At 69.8% G+C, this 15,053-nt stretch carries 12 protein-coding genes; 3 read left to right on the forward strand and 9 right to left on the reverse strand.

Features of this window, described 5'->3' with window-relative positions:
* Positions 1-13 precede the first annotated feature (13 nt).
* The 3 genes from J4E04_RS14870 to J4E04_RS14880 are packed head-to-tail and all read left to right on the forward strand — an operon-like array spanning position 14 to position 4,595.
* Positions 14-1,507: an ABC transporter substrate-binding protein gene (locus J4E04_RS14870; protein ID WP_490148906.1), complete on the forward strand. Its 1,494-nt coding sequence runs from the start codon at positions 14-16 to the stop codon at positions 1,505-1,507.
* Positions 1,504-3,282 carry an ABC transporter permease subunit gene (locus J4E04_RS14875; RefSeq protein ID WP_490148907.1) on the forward strand — a complete coding sequence of 593 codons (1,779 nt, stop codon included), beginning with the start codon at positions 1,504-1,506 and terminating at the stop codon, positions 3,280-3,282. The genes J4E04_RS14870 and J4E04_RS14875 overlap by 4 nt, the downstream gene beginning before the upstream one ends.
* A 59-nt stretch (positions 3,283-3,341) precedes the next feature.
* The gene (locus J4E04_RS14880) at positions 3,342-4,595 is read left to right on the forward strand and encodes an MFS transporter (protein WP_490148908.1); all 1,254 of its coding nucleotides are present in this window, start codon (positions 3,342-3,344) and stop codon (positions 4,593-4,595) included.
* Here the strand turns inward: J4E04_RS14880 and J4E04_RS14885 are convergent.
* The 9 genes from J4E04_RS14885 to J4E04_RS14925 form a co-directional block, all read right to left on the reverse strand.
* Positions 4,543-5,172: a hypothetical protein gene (locus tag J4E04_RS14885; protein ID WP_037183902.1), complete on the reverse strand. Its 630-nt coding sequence runs from the start codon at positions 5,170-5,172 to the stop codon at positions 4,543-4,545. The genes J4E04_RS14880 and J4E04_RS14885 overlap by 53 nt on opposite strands.
* Before the next feature lie 556 nt (positions 5,173-5,728).
* On the reverse strand, positions 5,729-7,213 hold the full coding sequence (locus tag J4E04_RS14890) for a 4Fe-4S binding protein (RefSeq protein ID WP_490148909.1): 1,485 nt from the start codon (positions 7,211-7,213) through the stop codon (positions 5,729-5,731).
* 7 nt (positions 7,214-7,220) lie between these two features.
* Positions 7,221-8,129: an AurF N-oxygenase family protein gene (locus tag J4E04_RS14895; protein WP_027503990.1), complete on the reverse strand. Its 909-nt coding sequence runs from the start codon at positions 8,127-8,129 to the stop codon at positions 7,221-7,223.
* Between the two features lie 109 nt (positions 8,130-8,238).
* A complete protein-coding gene (locus J4E04_RS14900) occupies positions 8,239-8,871 on the reverse strand; it encodes a TetR/AcrR family transcriptional regulator (protein ID WP_056447278.1) in 633 nt (210 codons plus the stop codon).
* Between the two features lie 68 nt (positions 8,872-8,939).
* Entirely contained in the window at positions 8,940-9,593 is a 654-nt protein-coding gene (locus tag J4E04_RS14905; protein ID WP_222638239.1) for a TetR/AcrR family transcriptional regulator, read from the reverse strand.
* Complete coding sequence (locus J4E04_RS14910) at positions 9,590-11,065, reverse strand: MFS transporter (protein ID WP_490148910.1); 1,476 nt, start codon at positions 11,063-11,065, stop codon at positions 9,590-9,592. The genes J4E04_RS14905 and J4E04_RS14910 overlap by 4 nt, the downstream gene beginning before the upstream one ends.
* Before the next feature lie 104 nt (positions 11,066-11,169).
* Positions 11,170-12,897, reverse strand: coding sequence for a cholesterol oxidase substrate-binding domain-containing protein (locus J4E04_RS14915; protein ID WP_490148911.1), 1,728 nt, complete (start codon positions 12,895-12,897; stop codon positions 11,170-11,172).
* Positions 12,898-13,049: 152 nt separating this feature from the next.
* Positions 13,050-13,619, reverse strand: coding sequence for a TetR/AcrR family transcriptional regulator (locus J4E04_RS14920; RefSeq protein ID WP_056447269.1), 570 nt, complete (start codon positions 13,617-13,619; stop codon positions 13,050-13,052).
* Entirely contained in the window at positions 13,598-14,974 is a 1,377-nt protein-coding gene (locus J4E04_RS14925; protein WP_027503994.1) for an ABC1 kinase family protein, read from the reverse strand. The genes J4E04_RS14920 and J4E04_RS14925 overlap by 22 nt, the downstream gene beginning before the upstream one ends.
* Positions 14,975-15,053 lie beyond the last annotated feature (79 nt).

The following is a 15,053-nucleotide window of genomic DNA, read 5'->3' on the forward strand; positions in this document are numbered from 1 at the left end:
CGAAAGAATGCCCATGATGCGGTCCCCCCGCCGAATGCTGCCCCTCTCCGCCGTTCTCACCGTGTCGGTGCTCGCGCTGTCCGGCTGTTTCGCGGCATCACCGTCCGCCGACGACGGGAGCGGCCGAGTGCGTGTGGCGATGCTGCAGCCGCCGCGCTCCGGGCTGACCCCGCTGAGCGACGACGCCTTCAAGTTGTCCCGATGGTCGACGGCCGAGACCCTCGTCGTACTGGACGATCTCGGCGAAGCACAGCCTGCCCTCGCCACCGCATGGACTCGCGTGGACGACACGACCTGGAGCATCGACCTGCGGCCCGACGTCCGGTTCCACGACGGGACGCCGCTCGACGCCGCCGCGGTGGTCACCGCACTCACCGCGGCCACCACCGCCTCGCCGAAGCCCCGCATTCTCGACGGTGTCGACATGACCGTCGAGGCGGACGGCACGGACACCGTGACGGTGCGCACCGCGACGGTGGATCCGCTGGTACCACAACGACTGTCGAGCCCACAGCTGGCCATCCTCTCGCCGGTCGCGTACGCGGGCGGTGGTCCCGTCGATCCCGTCGGACACGGCACCGGTGCGTTCGTGCTCACCGCCGTCGACGGCACGTCCACGGCGACACTCGATCGCAACGACGACTACTGGGGTGGTCCGGCGAAGGCCTCGGGCATCGACGTGAGTTTCGTCCCCGACGGCACGGCCCGGGCCGCGGCGCTGCGGAACGGTACCGCCGACATCGTCGAGGCGGTGCCGGTGTCGCAGGCGGCGCTGGTCGATCCGGCTCTCGTGCACGAGGTGCCCATGCCGCGCACCAACACCCTCTACCTGAACAACAGGACGGGCGCCTTCGCCGACCCGTCGATGCGCGCCGCAGCGCGGGAGGCCGTCGACACCGATCGACTCGTCGACCAGGTCTACGAGAACCGCGCCGACGTGGCCCGCGGACTGCTGGGTCCCGCCCTGTCGTGGACGGCGGACCGGCCCGCACGCACGACCGCCCCGGCCGGCGATCCCGCGGGGCGACGGATCACCCTGGGCACCTTCACCGATCGCGCGGAACTGCCCGAGGTGGCGGTGTTGTTGCAGCAGGAGCTCGAGGCCCGCGGTTTCGAGGTGGAGCAGGTGGTCCGGGAGTACCAGTTCATCGAGGCCGATGCTCTCGCCGGCGCGTTCGACGCGTTCGTCCTGTCGCGGGCGACCGTGCTCGACTCGGGTGACCCCGTCGCCTACATGTACTCCGACTTCGCCTGCGCCGGTTCCTTCACCATCGCGCAGTTCTGCGACCCCGCCGTCGACGCCGCTCTGTCCACCGCCTCGGCGACCGAGCCGGGAGCAGCGCGCCGAGCCGCCGTCCTCGAGGCGGAGCGGCTGATACTCGAGCGCGATGCGGTGGTGCCGATGCTGCACGAGCGCGTCGTGCAGGGTGAGGCCGCGTCGGTGTCGGGTGCGGCGCGCGATCCGCGGGAACGGATGTTGGTCACCACCGAGACCACGGTCGGATGACGTCCGGCCGCGTCCTCGTCTCCGCCTCTCGGCTGCTGTCCGTCGCGGGCGTGATCGTGGTGGTCGCACTGCTGCCGTGGCTGTCGGGCCGCGACCCGGCGTTGTCGATCCTGCGTGCGCGCTCCGCGGACCAGGAGCCGACACCCGCCGCACTCGCCGCGATCCGCGCCGATCTGGGACTCGATGTGGGTCCGACCACACTGCTGCGCAGGTGGTTCGGCGGAGTTCTGCGGGGCGATCTCGGCACGTCGTGGAACACCGGCAGGCCCGTCCTTCCCGGCGCCCTCGACGCGCTCGCCGTCTCGACGACCCTGATGGGGTTCGCCCTCGCGGTGGCCTGTGCGGTGGCGACGGTGATCGTGGCTCCGGCACTGCGCGCCGGGCTACGGGGGCGGCCCACCCGCTCGTCGGGTGTCGGCGCCTCGGTTCTCACCTCGGTGCCGGAGTTTCTGCTGGCGTCCGTCGCGGTGATCGTCGGCAGTGTGTGGCTGTCGCTCCCGTCCTACGGCTGGACCGGCCCGACCTCGGCGATCCTCCCGGCTCTCGCACTCGGTCTCCCGGCCGGCGGGCTGCTCGGCCGTCTGCTCGCCGATGCCGTGTCGGTGTCGTTCACCGAGGCATGGGTGACCACGTGGACGGTCGCCGACGTGGACCGTGGCACGCTCGCCCGTGCGGTGCTGCGTCGCGCGGCCTCGTCGCTCACGTCCCAGATCGCCCTCGTGATGGTGGGTCTGCTCGGTGGAGCTGTCGCGGTCGAACGCGTCTTCGCCATCCCCGGGATCGGACGATCGATGCTCGGACACGCTCAGTCGCAGGACCTTCCGGCGCTGCAGGCCGACATCCTGCTGCTCATGGGGGTCAGCGTGTTCATCGGTGTGGCCGCGCAGGCCGCCCACCGGGCACTGCTCGGCCGGTCGGTGCACGATCACGCCGTCCCGGTACCCACCGCTCGAGTCGCCGCGGGTCGGTTCCCGTTCGTCGTGCCCGCCGTCGCCGCGAGTGCGTTGGGCACCATGGTGCTCGTCGGCCTGCCCCGCGACCCGTTCGCCACCACGCGAGGCAAGTTCCTGCCACCGTCCATCGCGCATCCCTTCGGCACCGACGCGTCGGGACGCGACGTGCTCGCCCGCGTCGCTCACGGTGCGGCGCACACCGTCACCGTGTCCGCGACGGTCGCACTGGGATGTGTGCTGGTGGGTCTGATTCTCGGTTCGGCGGCATCGGTGTTCACCGGTCCGATCGAGGTGACCAACGCCGCGCCACCGGTCATCGCCGGCGTGATCGTCGCCTCCGTCGTGGGCCCCGGCGCCGCGGCGGCAGCCGTGGCTGTCCTGCTGGTCTCGTGGGCACCCCTGGCCGCGCACACTGCAGCGCTGTCGGCCGAGGTCGCGGCCAGGCCGTACGTCGCCGTCCTGCCCACCCTCGGCGCGGGTCGACTGCGCGTGCTGTTCGGGTCGGTGCTGCCGGCGGTCGGTCCCGCCGTTCTGCGTCACGGGGTGGTGCGGCTGCCGGGTATCGCCCTGGCACTCGCCGCCCTGGGCTTCCTGGGACTCGGACCGCAACCACCCAGTCCCGACTGGGGTCTCGTGCTGGCCGACGGGGTGTCCACGGTGGAGCGGGCGCCCTGGGTGGCCCTCGCGCCCCTGGTGAGCCTCGTGCTGCTGTCGGTCACGGCGGTCTCGCTGTCGAGTGCCGTCCGGTCCCGCCGTGGGCGCCGGTCCACCGACGGTCCCGCCGCGCAGGCCGACCGTCCCACCCCGGTCTCCGCGTGCTGAGGGCGTCTCGCCGCGGTCGAGTGCTCCCCTGGCACGACCTCCGTGCGGCCACGCCCACCGTGAGACTGCTCGTCCTCACGCAGATGGCCTTCAACATCGGCTTCTTCATGGTGCTGCCGTACCTGTCCGTGCACCTGACGTCCGACCTCGGTCTCGGCGCCGCGCTGGTCGGTGTCGTGCTCGGAGTCCGCACGTTCTCGCAGCAGGGACTCTTCGTCGTCGGCGGAACGCTGGCGGACCGCCTCGGCGTCAAACCGGTGGTGCTGACGGGCTGCGTCCTGCGCGTCCTCGGATTCGTGGGACTGGCTCTGGCCCAGAGCCTTCCGGCCGTCCTCGCAGCCACGGCGCTCACCGGCGTGGCCGCGGCGCTGTTCTCGCCGGCCGTCGAGAGCGCGGTGGCGCTGGAGGCGGGCGAGGGTGAAAGAGCGGGTGGCCAGTCCCGCCTGGACGCGTTCGCGTTGTTCACCGTGTTCGGCCAGATCGGCGCGTTCACCGGTCCGCTGCTGGGCTCCGCGCTGCTCGCGGTGGACTTCCGACTGACCTGCCTCGTCGCGGCCGGGGTCTTTCTCGTCATCACGCTCGCGCACGTGGTGCTGCTGCCCGCTCGACGCGCCGAGTCGACCACGGACTCCTGGCTCGACGACTGGCGGGAGATCGCCCGCAACCGTCTGTTCCTCGTCTTCGCCGCCGCGATGAGCACGCAGCTCGTCGCGTACAACCAGCTCTATCTCCTGCTGCCGCTGCGGGTCGAGCAGGTGTGGGGATCGCAGGCACCACTGGGATGGTTCTTCGCCGCGGCGTCGGCACTCGTCGTCGCCGGGCAGATGAGCGTGACCCGAGCACTGCGCCGGTTCCCGCTGGTACGTGTGCTCCCACTGGGTTTCGCCGTCATGGCGACCGCGTTCGCCGCGGCGGCCGTGGCCGCACTGCTCGGCACCGAGGGTGCCGCAGGGCTCGTGGGGCCCGCCGCGTTCGTCGTGCTGCTGACGGTAGGTCAGATGATCGCCATGCCGTTCGCGCGCGACCTGGTCCCGCGGATGGCGCGGGAGCGCAGCACGGGCTCGTACTACGGTCTGCTGGCCTCGCTGGGCGGGGTCGGGGTGCTCGTGGGGTCGGTCGCGCTCGGCGCGATCATCGACGCGATGCCGGACACGCCTGCAGGCGAGGCGGTTCCGTGGGCGGCCGCGGCGGTCCTGCCGCTCGCGGCGGCAGTGACGTTGCGCTCGGTGGCTCGCCGACTGGTACCGGTGACCCCGGCGATCACGCCGCCAGAACCAGATCGCGGCCCGTCAGCACCTCCGTCTCGCGAGTGATGCGTGCCCACACGTCCTCGGTCACGTCGTCCATGATCGAGAACCGGTCCCACCACATCATGCGGGTCCGGTAGCGCTCGTCGGGGTACGCGGCCGGGGCGATGTTCTCGGCCACGCGGCCGCCGCCGGACTCCCACCGTCGCAGCACGTGATCGGCCGCCGTGGCCATGACGTACCGGGCGCCCGTGAAGACCATGGTGGGCAGCGCCGTACGGGACAGCAGTGCGGAGAGCGCACCGGGATGCTCGGCGTCCGCGGAGACGAACGCGGTCTTCATCTCCACGACACCGGCGGGCAGTCGACCGTGGATGAGTTCCGCGACGTCGGGCCGAGCGGCGTTGCCCTCCCACTCCACCAGAGCGTGCGACTGGTCCACGCTGAGGTACGGGCCCTGGCCGCGGACGCCGGCGACGACCTGCCCCGCACGGTCCACGGCCGCGTAGAACACAGCGGTGTCCGCACCGTCGGCGACGCGCTCGACGTCGAGCGCGACGCCCACTCCGTGGCGCTCGTAGGACCGCGTGGCGCAGGCGAGGTACTCGTCCCAGAGCCCACGATCGGCGGACGGGGAACTCATCACCAGAACGGTCCCACTATCACGATCTGCAAGGCGCGTGCTCCCTTGTGTGATCAGGCGGGTGGGGGCGAGCAGAGTCGTCGACATCGGACACCTCTCGGACAGAGTTGTCGGATCGCCGTCCGGCGCCCCGACCAACAGACCACGGACTCGCCGGACGACGAATCCACACACTTATTGTCCCGCTTCCCGAGCAAAAAGTGGATTCCGCCCCGAAATCGGTGACGTGCGACGGATGTGCCCTTTTCGAGGCCCGAGAACGAACCGCAGGTCATTGACCCGTTACGACAACCTATATCCGAGTTACCCGTTCGTATTCCGGGTCGCTTTGGTGACTCCTCGTAGAACTGCACCGACGAAGCAGACTGAATTTCGTGAAAAGCCACGAACGGCGGGTCGGCGATTCGTGGCGAATTCGCGCTCCACGACGGCCACTCGGGCGCTCTCACAGCGCCACACCGACACCTCGGAACGCAGTCAGCCCCGGACCACACCTCCCGAGAGGTACGGTCCGGGGCTGCTGGAGACCCGGGAGTGGAGCGCGGGAACGGCTCGCCTATCGGCCGGCGCGGCCGAACAATGGTCGTCTGCCGGCCGTCTCGCGACGCGACGACGTGGCTGCGGAGAGGGAGTCCGCGAGCATCAGCTCGACGGTGCGCTCGGCATCGAGCTTGTTGTCGCCGATACCCCCCGTGGCGCCACGCTTGGCCCACCCCACGACGTAGGCCCCGGCCACCGGGCGGTCCTCGGAGTCCACGACGCGACCCTCGACGTTGCGCACGGTTCCGCGGTCCACGTCGAAGGGAAGTCCGGGCAGGGCGGACCCGCGATACCCGGTCGCCTGCAGCACCAGATCGGCGGGAATCGAGCTCGCGATCCCCGCGTCGGACGTGCCGGATCCGCGGACGTCGAGCGCTCCCGGGCGTACCGCCACCGGTGCGCGCCCGAACGAGAAGACGATGCGCGGCGCGCCGTCACCCGTCTCGGCCTCGTCGGCGCGCGGTGCGGCGGCGAGCGGTGCAGCGGACGCGGACAGCGGCAGCGCCGCCAGGACCGAGGAGAGATCGTCGTCGCCCGCGACCAGAACGGGCACCGATGTGCGATCGACGAGCGCCTGGCACTCGGACCGGGTGAAGGCGGCGACCTCGGGACCGCGTCGACCGAGCACGGTGACCTCCCGCACCGCACTGTCCCGTAGCGCCGCGAGCGCGTGGGCCGAGATGTCCGTGCCCACGAGGTCCTCGACGGGAGCTGTCAGAATTCGCGCCGCGTCGAGCGCCACGTTCCCGTTGCCGATCACGACGACGCGCGTCACGCCGCGCAGATCCACGGCGTCGGCGGGGACGTCGGGGTGACCGGTGTACCAGCCGACGAGGGTGCGGGCACTCATCGGGACGACCTCGGACTCGAGGGGAAGCTGCCTGTCCTGATCGGCACCCACCGCGTAGACCACCGCGTCGAAGGTCCGCGAGAGTTCCTCCACCGTGACGTCGACCCCGACCTCGACGCCGAGGCGCATCGTCACGCGCGAGTGCACGAACAGCGACCGAAAGTGTTCACCGATGCGCCGGGTACTCGTATGATCCGGTGCCACACCGTATCTCGCGAGACCACCCGGCACGGGCAGCTTGTCGAAGAAGGTCACCGCGGCATCGGTCTGACGCAGGAGCGCCGTCGCGGTGTAGCAGGCGGCCGGCCCGGTTCCCACCACGGCGACCCGCTTCAGCGACACGGAACCGATGTCTGCGGGCGGGAACGTCGGTGCGCCCCATACATGATCGACCGGCCGGTCCCGGTAGTAGTCGGCGTTCAGTTCCGCGTAGATCGCCTGCGACGGCGACAGCCGCGACACCCGCGTGATCGCGTCCACCGGGCACGCGTCCGCGCAGGCGCCGCAGTCGATGCAGGACCGCGGATCGATGTACAGCAGGTCGGTCTTGCCGAAGTCCGGCTCGTCCGGCGTCGGGTGGATGCAGTTGACCGGACAGACCGACAGACACGATGCGTCGTTGCAACAGTTCTGGGTGATCGCGAAGGCCATGGGAGCGTCAGACCATGTGGATGGTGCGGTAGACGGCCGCAGCGGGCTTGGTCAGCAGTCCACAGTCGCTGAGGAACGCCATCAGGTGCTGGCTGCTCGTGCGCATCATGACGTGGTGGTGCGTGTTGTTCTTCGCCTCGCGCACGGCGCGGTCCCGGTCGAGACCGGCCGCGGCGTAGACGTCCTTGTTCACCATGTTGGACACGATGACTCGGGCGGCGATGGCGATGAGCAGGGCCGCGGACTTACGGCGGGCGGCGGAGATTCCCGCCATGTTCTCGCGCATCTGCTGACGCGCGAACGTCATGTGCCGCGACTCCTCGACGACGTGGATCTTGCTGGTGGTGCGCACCAACGGGAGCACGTTCTCGCCGCGCATCCAGTCGCGCTGCATGACGTCGAGCACCTCCTCGGCGACGAGGATGCCGCCGTAGGCGGCCTCGGACACGGCGAGGGTCTTGAAGCCACGACCGAGCTCGATGCTGAGCCGGCGCGGGACATACGCCTTGATGCCCATGGTGCGGCACGCCTTGGCGAACATCAGGGAGTGGCGGCACTCGTCGGCGATCTCGGTGAGCGCGAACTGGAAGTCCGAGGACGACGAGTCGCTGCAGTACTGATCACGCAGGACCATCTGCTGCAGGATCATCTCGAACCAGATGCCGGTGCTCATGATCGAGCAGACCTCGTGGCGGGTGAGGGTGACGCGCTGTTCGGGCGTCATCTCCTTCCACAGATCGGTGCCGTAGAGGGTGCTCCACTCAGGATTGAGGCCGAACTGCTCCGGGTCGAGGGGAGCCTCCCAGTCGACCTCCTGCATGGGGTCGTACGAGAGCGCTGCGACGGAATCGAGCAGCCGAGCAGACACGTCCTCGGCGTCCGAGACGGTGAGTTCCGGGTCGAGTGTGCTGGTCATGGCGTCGTCCTTCCGTGGGCGGGTACATCTCCGTGACTAACTGTGACAGAGGTTATCAGGTACTCGCCGTCACGGGAAGACGTCGCAGGGTCGGGACGGTCCCGAATCGTCAGGAGATCTGTGGCATCTCCAGGTCCGTGTGCGCCACTGCCCGAGCGGTGTCGGGGTCCGTTCCGAGCATCACCAGCAGCCGCTCCGCTGCGTCGTCGATCCGGCGATCGTCGACGGAGCCCGGGTCCTCGAGCCACCGGTGCACCAGGGCGAACAGCACACCCGCCGTCATCGCCGTCGCGAGAGACAGGTCCTCGATCTCGAGTCGTCCGGCGTCCACCGCCGCCGCGAGATCCCGGCGGGCCCGCGGCCCGAGACCACCGGGCGCGTCGAGCAACGCGAACCCCGACCTGTCGACGATCTCCGCGGCCTGACGATGCGATACGGCGGCACGACCGGTCCGCCTGACGGCGTCGCAGAAGATCTGCACCGGATCGTCCGAGCGCGGCGAGACTCCGTCGAGCGTCTCCCCCATCTGCTCGAGAACCTGCTCCACGGCAGCGGCGAAAAGTGCGGGCTTGTCCTCGAAGTGGTTGTAGAAGCTCCCGAACCCGACGTCGGCGGCGGCCGTGATGTCGGCGATGCTCGCGGTAGAGGAACGCCCGTCGGCGATCATCTCGCGCGCGGCGTCCACGAGAGCCTGGCGCGTGCGCGCCTTCCGTCGCTCGAGCCTGTTCCCGGCAGTCTGCATCCGGAAAGTCTAGGTCGACGGGTGCCCGGTCGTCGGCGCGGCGAGCCCGCTGACGACGCGTCGCGACGTCAGCGGGAGACAGGAGCGGACCAGATCCCCACGATGGCGTCGACGAGGTCGATGCCGCACGCGGTCCAGTACGCCGTCGGATCGGCGCCCGACGCGGCGAACTCCGCCTCTCGTTCGGCCATCACGTGCGTCAGCAGAGTGCGCGCCATGGCCCCTCTGGCCGAGCGGACGTCGGCAGGAATCGGGGGCAGACACGAGATGACGCCGGCCACCGTCTCTCGCAGCGTCGCCGAGGACAGTGCCTCGTCCACCAGGATCGGCCGCAGCACCGGGTCCGTCATGACCTGGGAGGCGAAGCGCGCGTACCAGGTGGGGGCGCCGAGCTCGGCGAAGTACTGCGTCGACGGCAGGACCAGTGCCGACACCCACGCTCGCAGGTCGGCACCCTCTCCGATCGCCGCGACGTGGCCGGAGCGGATCCGTTCGACGTCGCCCGTCCGGCGGACGACGATCGCGCGGACGAGATCCTCCTTGCTGCCGAAGTGGTAACCGACCACGGCGCTGTTGCTCTGCCCCGCCGCGTCGCCGACCTGACGGTTCGACACCGACACGACACCGTTCTCCGCGTACAGCCGCTCAGCGGCACCCAGAATCGCCTCGCGCGTCGCCTCGGAGCGCGCGGACGGGGCTCGCGTCGACCGGGCCTGGCTCATTCCACCGTCTCGGTGGCCCGGTCGGTGACGGCACCTCCGACGACCTCCGACGCCTCGTTCTCGCCGTCCTGGTGACGCGGAAGGAAGGAGGCGAGTACGACCGAGAGGATCGCCGCGCCGGCGGCGATGGCCATGGTGATCCGGAAGGCGGCCTCGGACGGCACCGCGGTGGATCCGAACGACACGGTCATCGACGCGAGAACGACCCCCGCGACCGCACTGGCGAACGACGTTCCGAGGGACCGCATCAGCGTGTTGAAGCTGTTGGCGGCCGCTGTCTCGGAGGCGGGCACCGCCGACATGATCAGGGCGGGCATCGCTCCGTACGCCAGTCCGATGCCCGCACCGATGACGAGCGAGACCACGATCAGCTGCCACACCGCGCCCATCATCACGATGCCCAGCAGGTAGCCGACGGCAACCGTCGCCGCGCCGGCCATGAGCGTGATCTTCGGTCCGCGCGTGGTGGTGATGCGCGAGGACACCGGCGCGACGGCCATCATGATCAGTCCGGACGGCGCCATCACCAGGCCCGCGACGAGGATCGACTGTCCCAGGCCGACACCGGTCGCGGCGGGCAACTGAAGGATCTGCGGCAGAACGAGACTGAGTGCGAACATCGCGAAACCGAGCATGATCGACGCGGCGTTGGTGAACAGCACCTGCCGCCGCAGCGAGACCCGCAGGTCCACCAGTGGCTGGGGAGTGCGCAGTTCCCACACGATCCACGCCGCGAACGCGAGGACGGACACCAGCAGCAGGCCGAGGATCGACGCGCTGCTCCACCCCCAGTCGGAACCCTTCGAGATCCCGAGCAGCAGGGTCACCAGGGCGACCGACAGCGTGAGCGCTCCACCGATGTCGAACGTGCCGCCGGTGCGCACCGTCGACTCGGGAACGACGACGACCACGACGACCGCCACCAGTGCGCCGAGCGCAGCCGCCGTCCAGAACAGGAAATGCCAGTCCGCGTACTCGGCGATGATCGCCGCGGCCGGAAGACCCAGGGCGCCGCCCACTCCGAGCGACGCACTCATCAGCGCGATCGAACCGGGAAGCTTGTGGCGAGGCAACACGTCCCGCATCACGCTGATGCCGAGGGGAATCACACCGGCGGCGAGACCCTGCAGTGCCCGCCCCACGACGAGGGGCACGAGGCTGTTCGCGAGGGCACCGACCACCGATCCGGCGACGAGCAGCGCCAGGCTGACCAGCAGCATGCGCCGCTTGCCCACCATGTCGCCGAGTCGGCCGGTCACGGGAACGGCGACCGCACCCGCCAGCAGGGTGGCCGTGATGGCCCACGCGGTGTTCGCGGCCGAGGCGTTCACCAGAGCGGGGAGCTGGGGAACCAGCGGGATGATCAGTGTCTGCATCAGGGCGACCGTGATGCCGGCGAAGGCCAGTACCGCGACGATGCGTCCGGTTCCGGTCTCCTCCGTCTCGGCCGTGGCAGCGATGGGTGAGGACATGGGTCGAGTCTCTTCTCAGCTAGTTTGAAACAGCTGTTTTAAATTAGGCACCGATCCTTACCCACGTCAACGTTCTCGCCGCTCCTGTGGCCCGCATCACCACGTCACCGGACGAATCGGTCGAGGAAGGCATTGCCGAACACGCGGTGCGGGTCCAGTCGGTCGACGGTGCCGACGACGGAGTCCCAGTCCCGCTCGCCCGAGTACCCGTCGCGGAACGAGTCGGGGATGGTGGCCGTGAGCGCCTGCACGTCTCGGTAGGGGCGGTCCTCGTCGAACGCCCACCCCTTGGACCACTCCGGCCGGAACACCGCATCGGCACCGTCGAAACGTTCTCGCATCCACTGCTCCATCTCGCGATAGAACGCGAACATCCCGGGCGTTCCCGGAATGCCCAGCACGTTGAGCCACACCGCCGTGTCCCACTCGGGACGATCGGGTACCGGACGCATGGCCGAGATCGTCGGCGGGCCGGCCGAGTCGACGAGGACGTCCGAGCCCTGGTCGAGACCACAGCACCGGATCTCGACTGGGCCGTTGATCGGGAACTGCCCCAGGGACGCGTAGTGCTCGGTGCGCTCTCGGAACCAGCGGGTGAAGTCGTGCAGGACCGCAGCCACGTTCGCGCGAGCCGTGATCACCGCACCGCCGCCCTCCGTCAGGAGCAGTGTGCTCGGACGGATGTAGAACTGCGTGTTCTTCGGCGCTCCCCAGATGTCCGACGACCCCGTGGCCGCGAGCCCCGCCACCGTCGTCGCGAGGAACACCTGACCCAACGCGGGCGTCAGTTCCGTCCGCCCGGACACGACAGCACCGATCGCGTCGGACACCGCTTCCGGGAGGGTGTCGGAGAACGTGTAGTTGTACGGTCCGTCGACCTCGCGGGAGGACGGCGGTCGGACGGGAGTCGGCGTCCACACCTTGAGCCACGGAGTGTCGGTGAACGGGTACCAGATCGCCTCCGCGCGGCCGGACCGGTCCAGGAAATCGACGTACGTACGCCCCGGTGCCCCCGGCGCTCCGAACAACTCCGCCCAGCCGATGTCGGTGATGCTCTCGCATCGCAGAGGAGTCGCCGGATGCGCCTGCATCGTCACCTCGGTGACGAACGCTCGGCCGAGATGGACCGCGAGATCCGGCGCGTCGGCCTCCGACCGGGCGACGGTCCGCAGTGCGTACCCGGTCCCGTTCCACGCGACCACCGTCATCGAGGTCACCAGATTGCTCAACGATCCCGACGACGAACCGATCGGAACCTGTTCTCCCACTGCGCGTACCACGGCACCGTGCGCCCCGACAGCCAGAGCGCCCGCGATGGACAGAACCCCCGGCGCGGGCACACTCGACCATCCGAGACCGTGGTCCTCCAGCGCCTGGAGGACGTCGGACAGAGTCGCGCCGGCACCGGCGGTGACGGTGGACGACGCGGTGTCCACCGTGACACCGGTCAGCCCGGTCATGGTGTCCACGAGCACGACCCGGTCCAGGTTCTCGCCGTTCTCGATGGTGAACGGGGTCCACCCGTGCATCGCGCCGCGCGGCCGCAGCCGGTGACCGGAGGCGTGAGCCCAGTCCGCGAGCGTCACCACGTCGTCGGCGGATCGCGGCGAACACGTCCACACCGCGTCGACCACGATCTCCTTCGACCAGTTCTGGTACCGCTGCCGGAACAGCGGGATTCCCGGTGGGAAGTCGGGTGGCGCGGCGACGCCTTCCCCGACACCCGCCGGAACGGCTCCCGCCGGCACGGGCCGGCACAGCCCCGCGAGCGTGGCGGCCACGGCCGAGGCGGCGGATGCGGACAGGAAGGATCGACGGTCGAACGATGGCATGAGTCCCCGATGCGCGAGATGCGGATGATGTGAGCCCCACGCCTCGTGAGCGCACTGCTGGGCAGTCCGGATCTGCTTGTCCCCCCGGAGGGTTTACACCTTTGACATACCCGTAAAGATTGTCAAGTCCAGGAGGGTCTCGGCCGGGTGGGTCACGCACCGGGCAGGTCGAGGACCGGCACGAGGCGGCGGCGCAGATAGCCCCGGAGCGCGTCGTCGGAGCGGGTCGCCTCGCTGTCGAACTGCACCACGGACAGGAACATGCGGATGCAGAGGTCGGCGACTTCGTCGAGGTCGCCGCCGGCCTCGGCGGGCGCTCCCACCAGAGGCGTGAGGAAGGACCGCGTCAGGCTCAGCGCGTCGATCCCGAAGGCGGATCCGTCGTAGATCACCGTTCCACGGCCGGGATGCACCAGCGGCGCCAACGCCGGCGACGACCGGAACGCCGCACGCGCGGCGACCATGGCCTCGACGACGAACTCGGACACCGACTCCCGCTCGCCGACCGCGGACACGACGGACCCGATGACACGCGAACTCACGTCCTGCAACGCGTCCGACACCAGGGCGTCGCGGGTACCGAAGTGCGCGTACACCGTCGGGCGGGAGACACCGGCCTCGTCGGCCACGGAACTGATGGTCACGCCGTCGAAACCACCGAGCTCGAGGCGTCGCACCGCCGCCGCGAGGATGCGTTCCCTCACGCGGGCGGTGGCTGCCATGCGGCGATGTCCACACCCATGGCGGTGCTCGGCGGTTCGTCGTACAACCACTCGCGCGCGATCCGCCCCCAGTTCGCGGTGGCACGAAGTTGCCCGAGGATGCCGAACGTCAGGAAGTCCGCGCGACGGGAGAAGACGTGCTCGGGCGGCAACCACTGCTTGGTCATGGTGCCGAAACTGCCCGATCGCGGGTCGACGGCGAGGACGAAACACGCCCCCGCCATCTCTGGCGTCACGGTGACCGACCCGTCGTTCAGACTGAGTTCCGCTGCTGCGCAGACGTAGTCGAGACAATCGCTCGCCGTCACGGCGGCGCCGGGGTCGAGAATCCCCCGCGCGGACATGGCGATGAGCAGATCGTCTCCGCGCCCCTCGATCGCCGCTCGCAGGCACTCTCTCTCGAAACGGACGTCCGCCGGACTCATCCGCAGGTACAGACCGAAGTCGACGAAGGTGACGCGCCCGTCCCGAGCCAGCAGGACATTGCCCGGATGGGGGTCACCGCAGAACTCGCCGAGCGTGTGCAGAGACCCGATGTAGAAGCGGAACACCGTCTCACCCACCCGGTCTCGCACCTCCGCCGACATCGCACGGATCTCGTCGAACGGCACCGCGTCGACGAACTCGGTCGTCAGGACCGCCGCGCCGCACCGCTCCGGCACGGTGTCCGGGATGAAGAAGTGCGGGTGCTCCCGATACAGTGCCGCGACGCGGCGCTGCGTCCGCTCCTCCGCCGGGTAGTCGAGTTCCGCCTCGAGGTTTCGGCGCAACTCGTCGACGACGGCACGGGAGGACAGCATCGGGATCGACGCCGGCAACAGCTTGACGTAGAACGACAGATTCTTCAGGTCGGCCCGCACCGCGTCGTCGATACCGGGGTACTTCACCTTGACGGCCACCTCCCGGCCGTCGTGCAAGCGGGCACGATGCACCTGACCGATCGACGCGGCGGCGAACGGGCTCTCGTCGAACTCGGCGTAGAGCGACTCGATCGACTCGCCCAGATCCGCCTCGATCACAGTGCGCACGTCGTCGAACGAGACGGTGGGTGCGCGGCTCTGCAACTCGGCGAGCTTGCGGTGGAACTCGTCGCGGTGCTCGTCGGGGACGAACGACAGGTCCAGCATCGACAGCATCTGGCCCAGCTTCATCGCCGCTCCGCGGAGACCGCCCAGGACGGTCACCAGCCGTTCGGCCGAGCGGACCGCCTCCTTCGCCGTGAGGGCGGCACGCAGTTCCTCGGTGCGACCCGCCATGCGTACTCGCATGGTGGCGTTACGCGCCGTGCGACCCGCGACGAGGCGACCCACCTCGGCGCCCCGGGCCACCCTGGACGTCGGCATCTTCTCCGGCACTTCCCCAGTATCCCGCACCGTGCCTGCGCTCGATCGATCGCGGCACCGCGGACCCGGAAGTTTCTGGCGCACCGGACAT

It is taken from the genome of Rhodococcus sp. NFXS4, assembly GCF_058139645.1.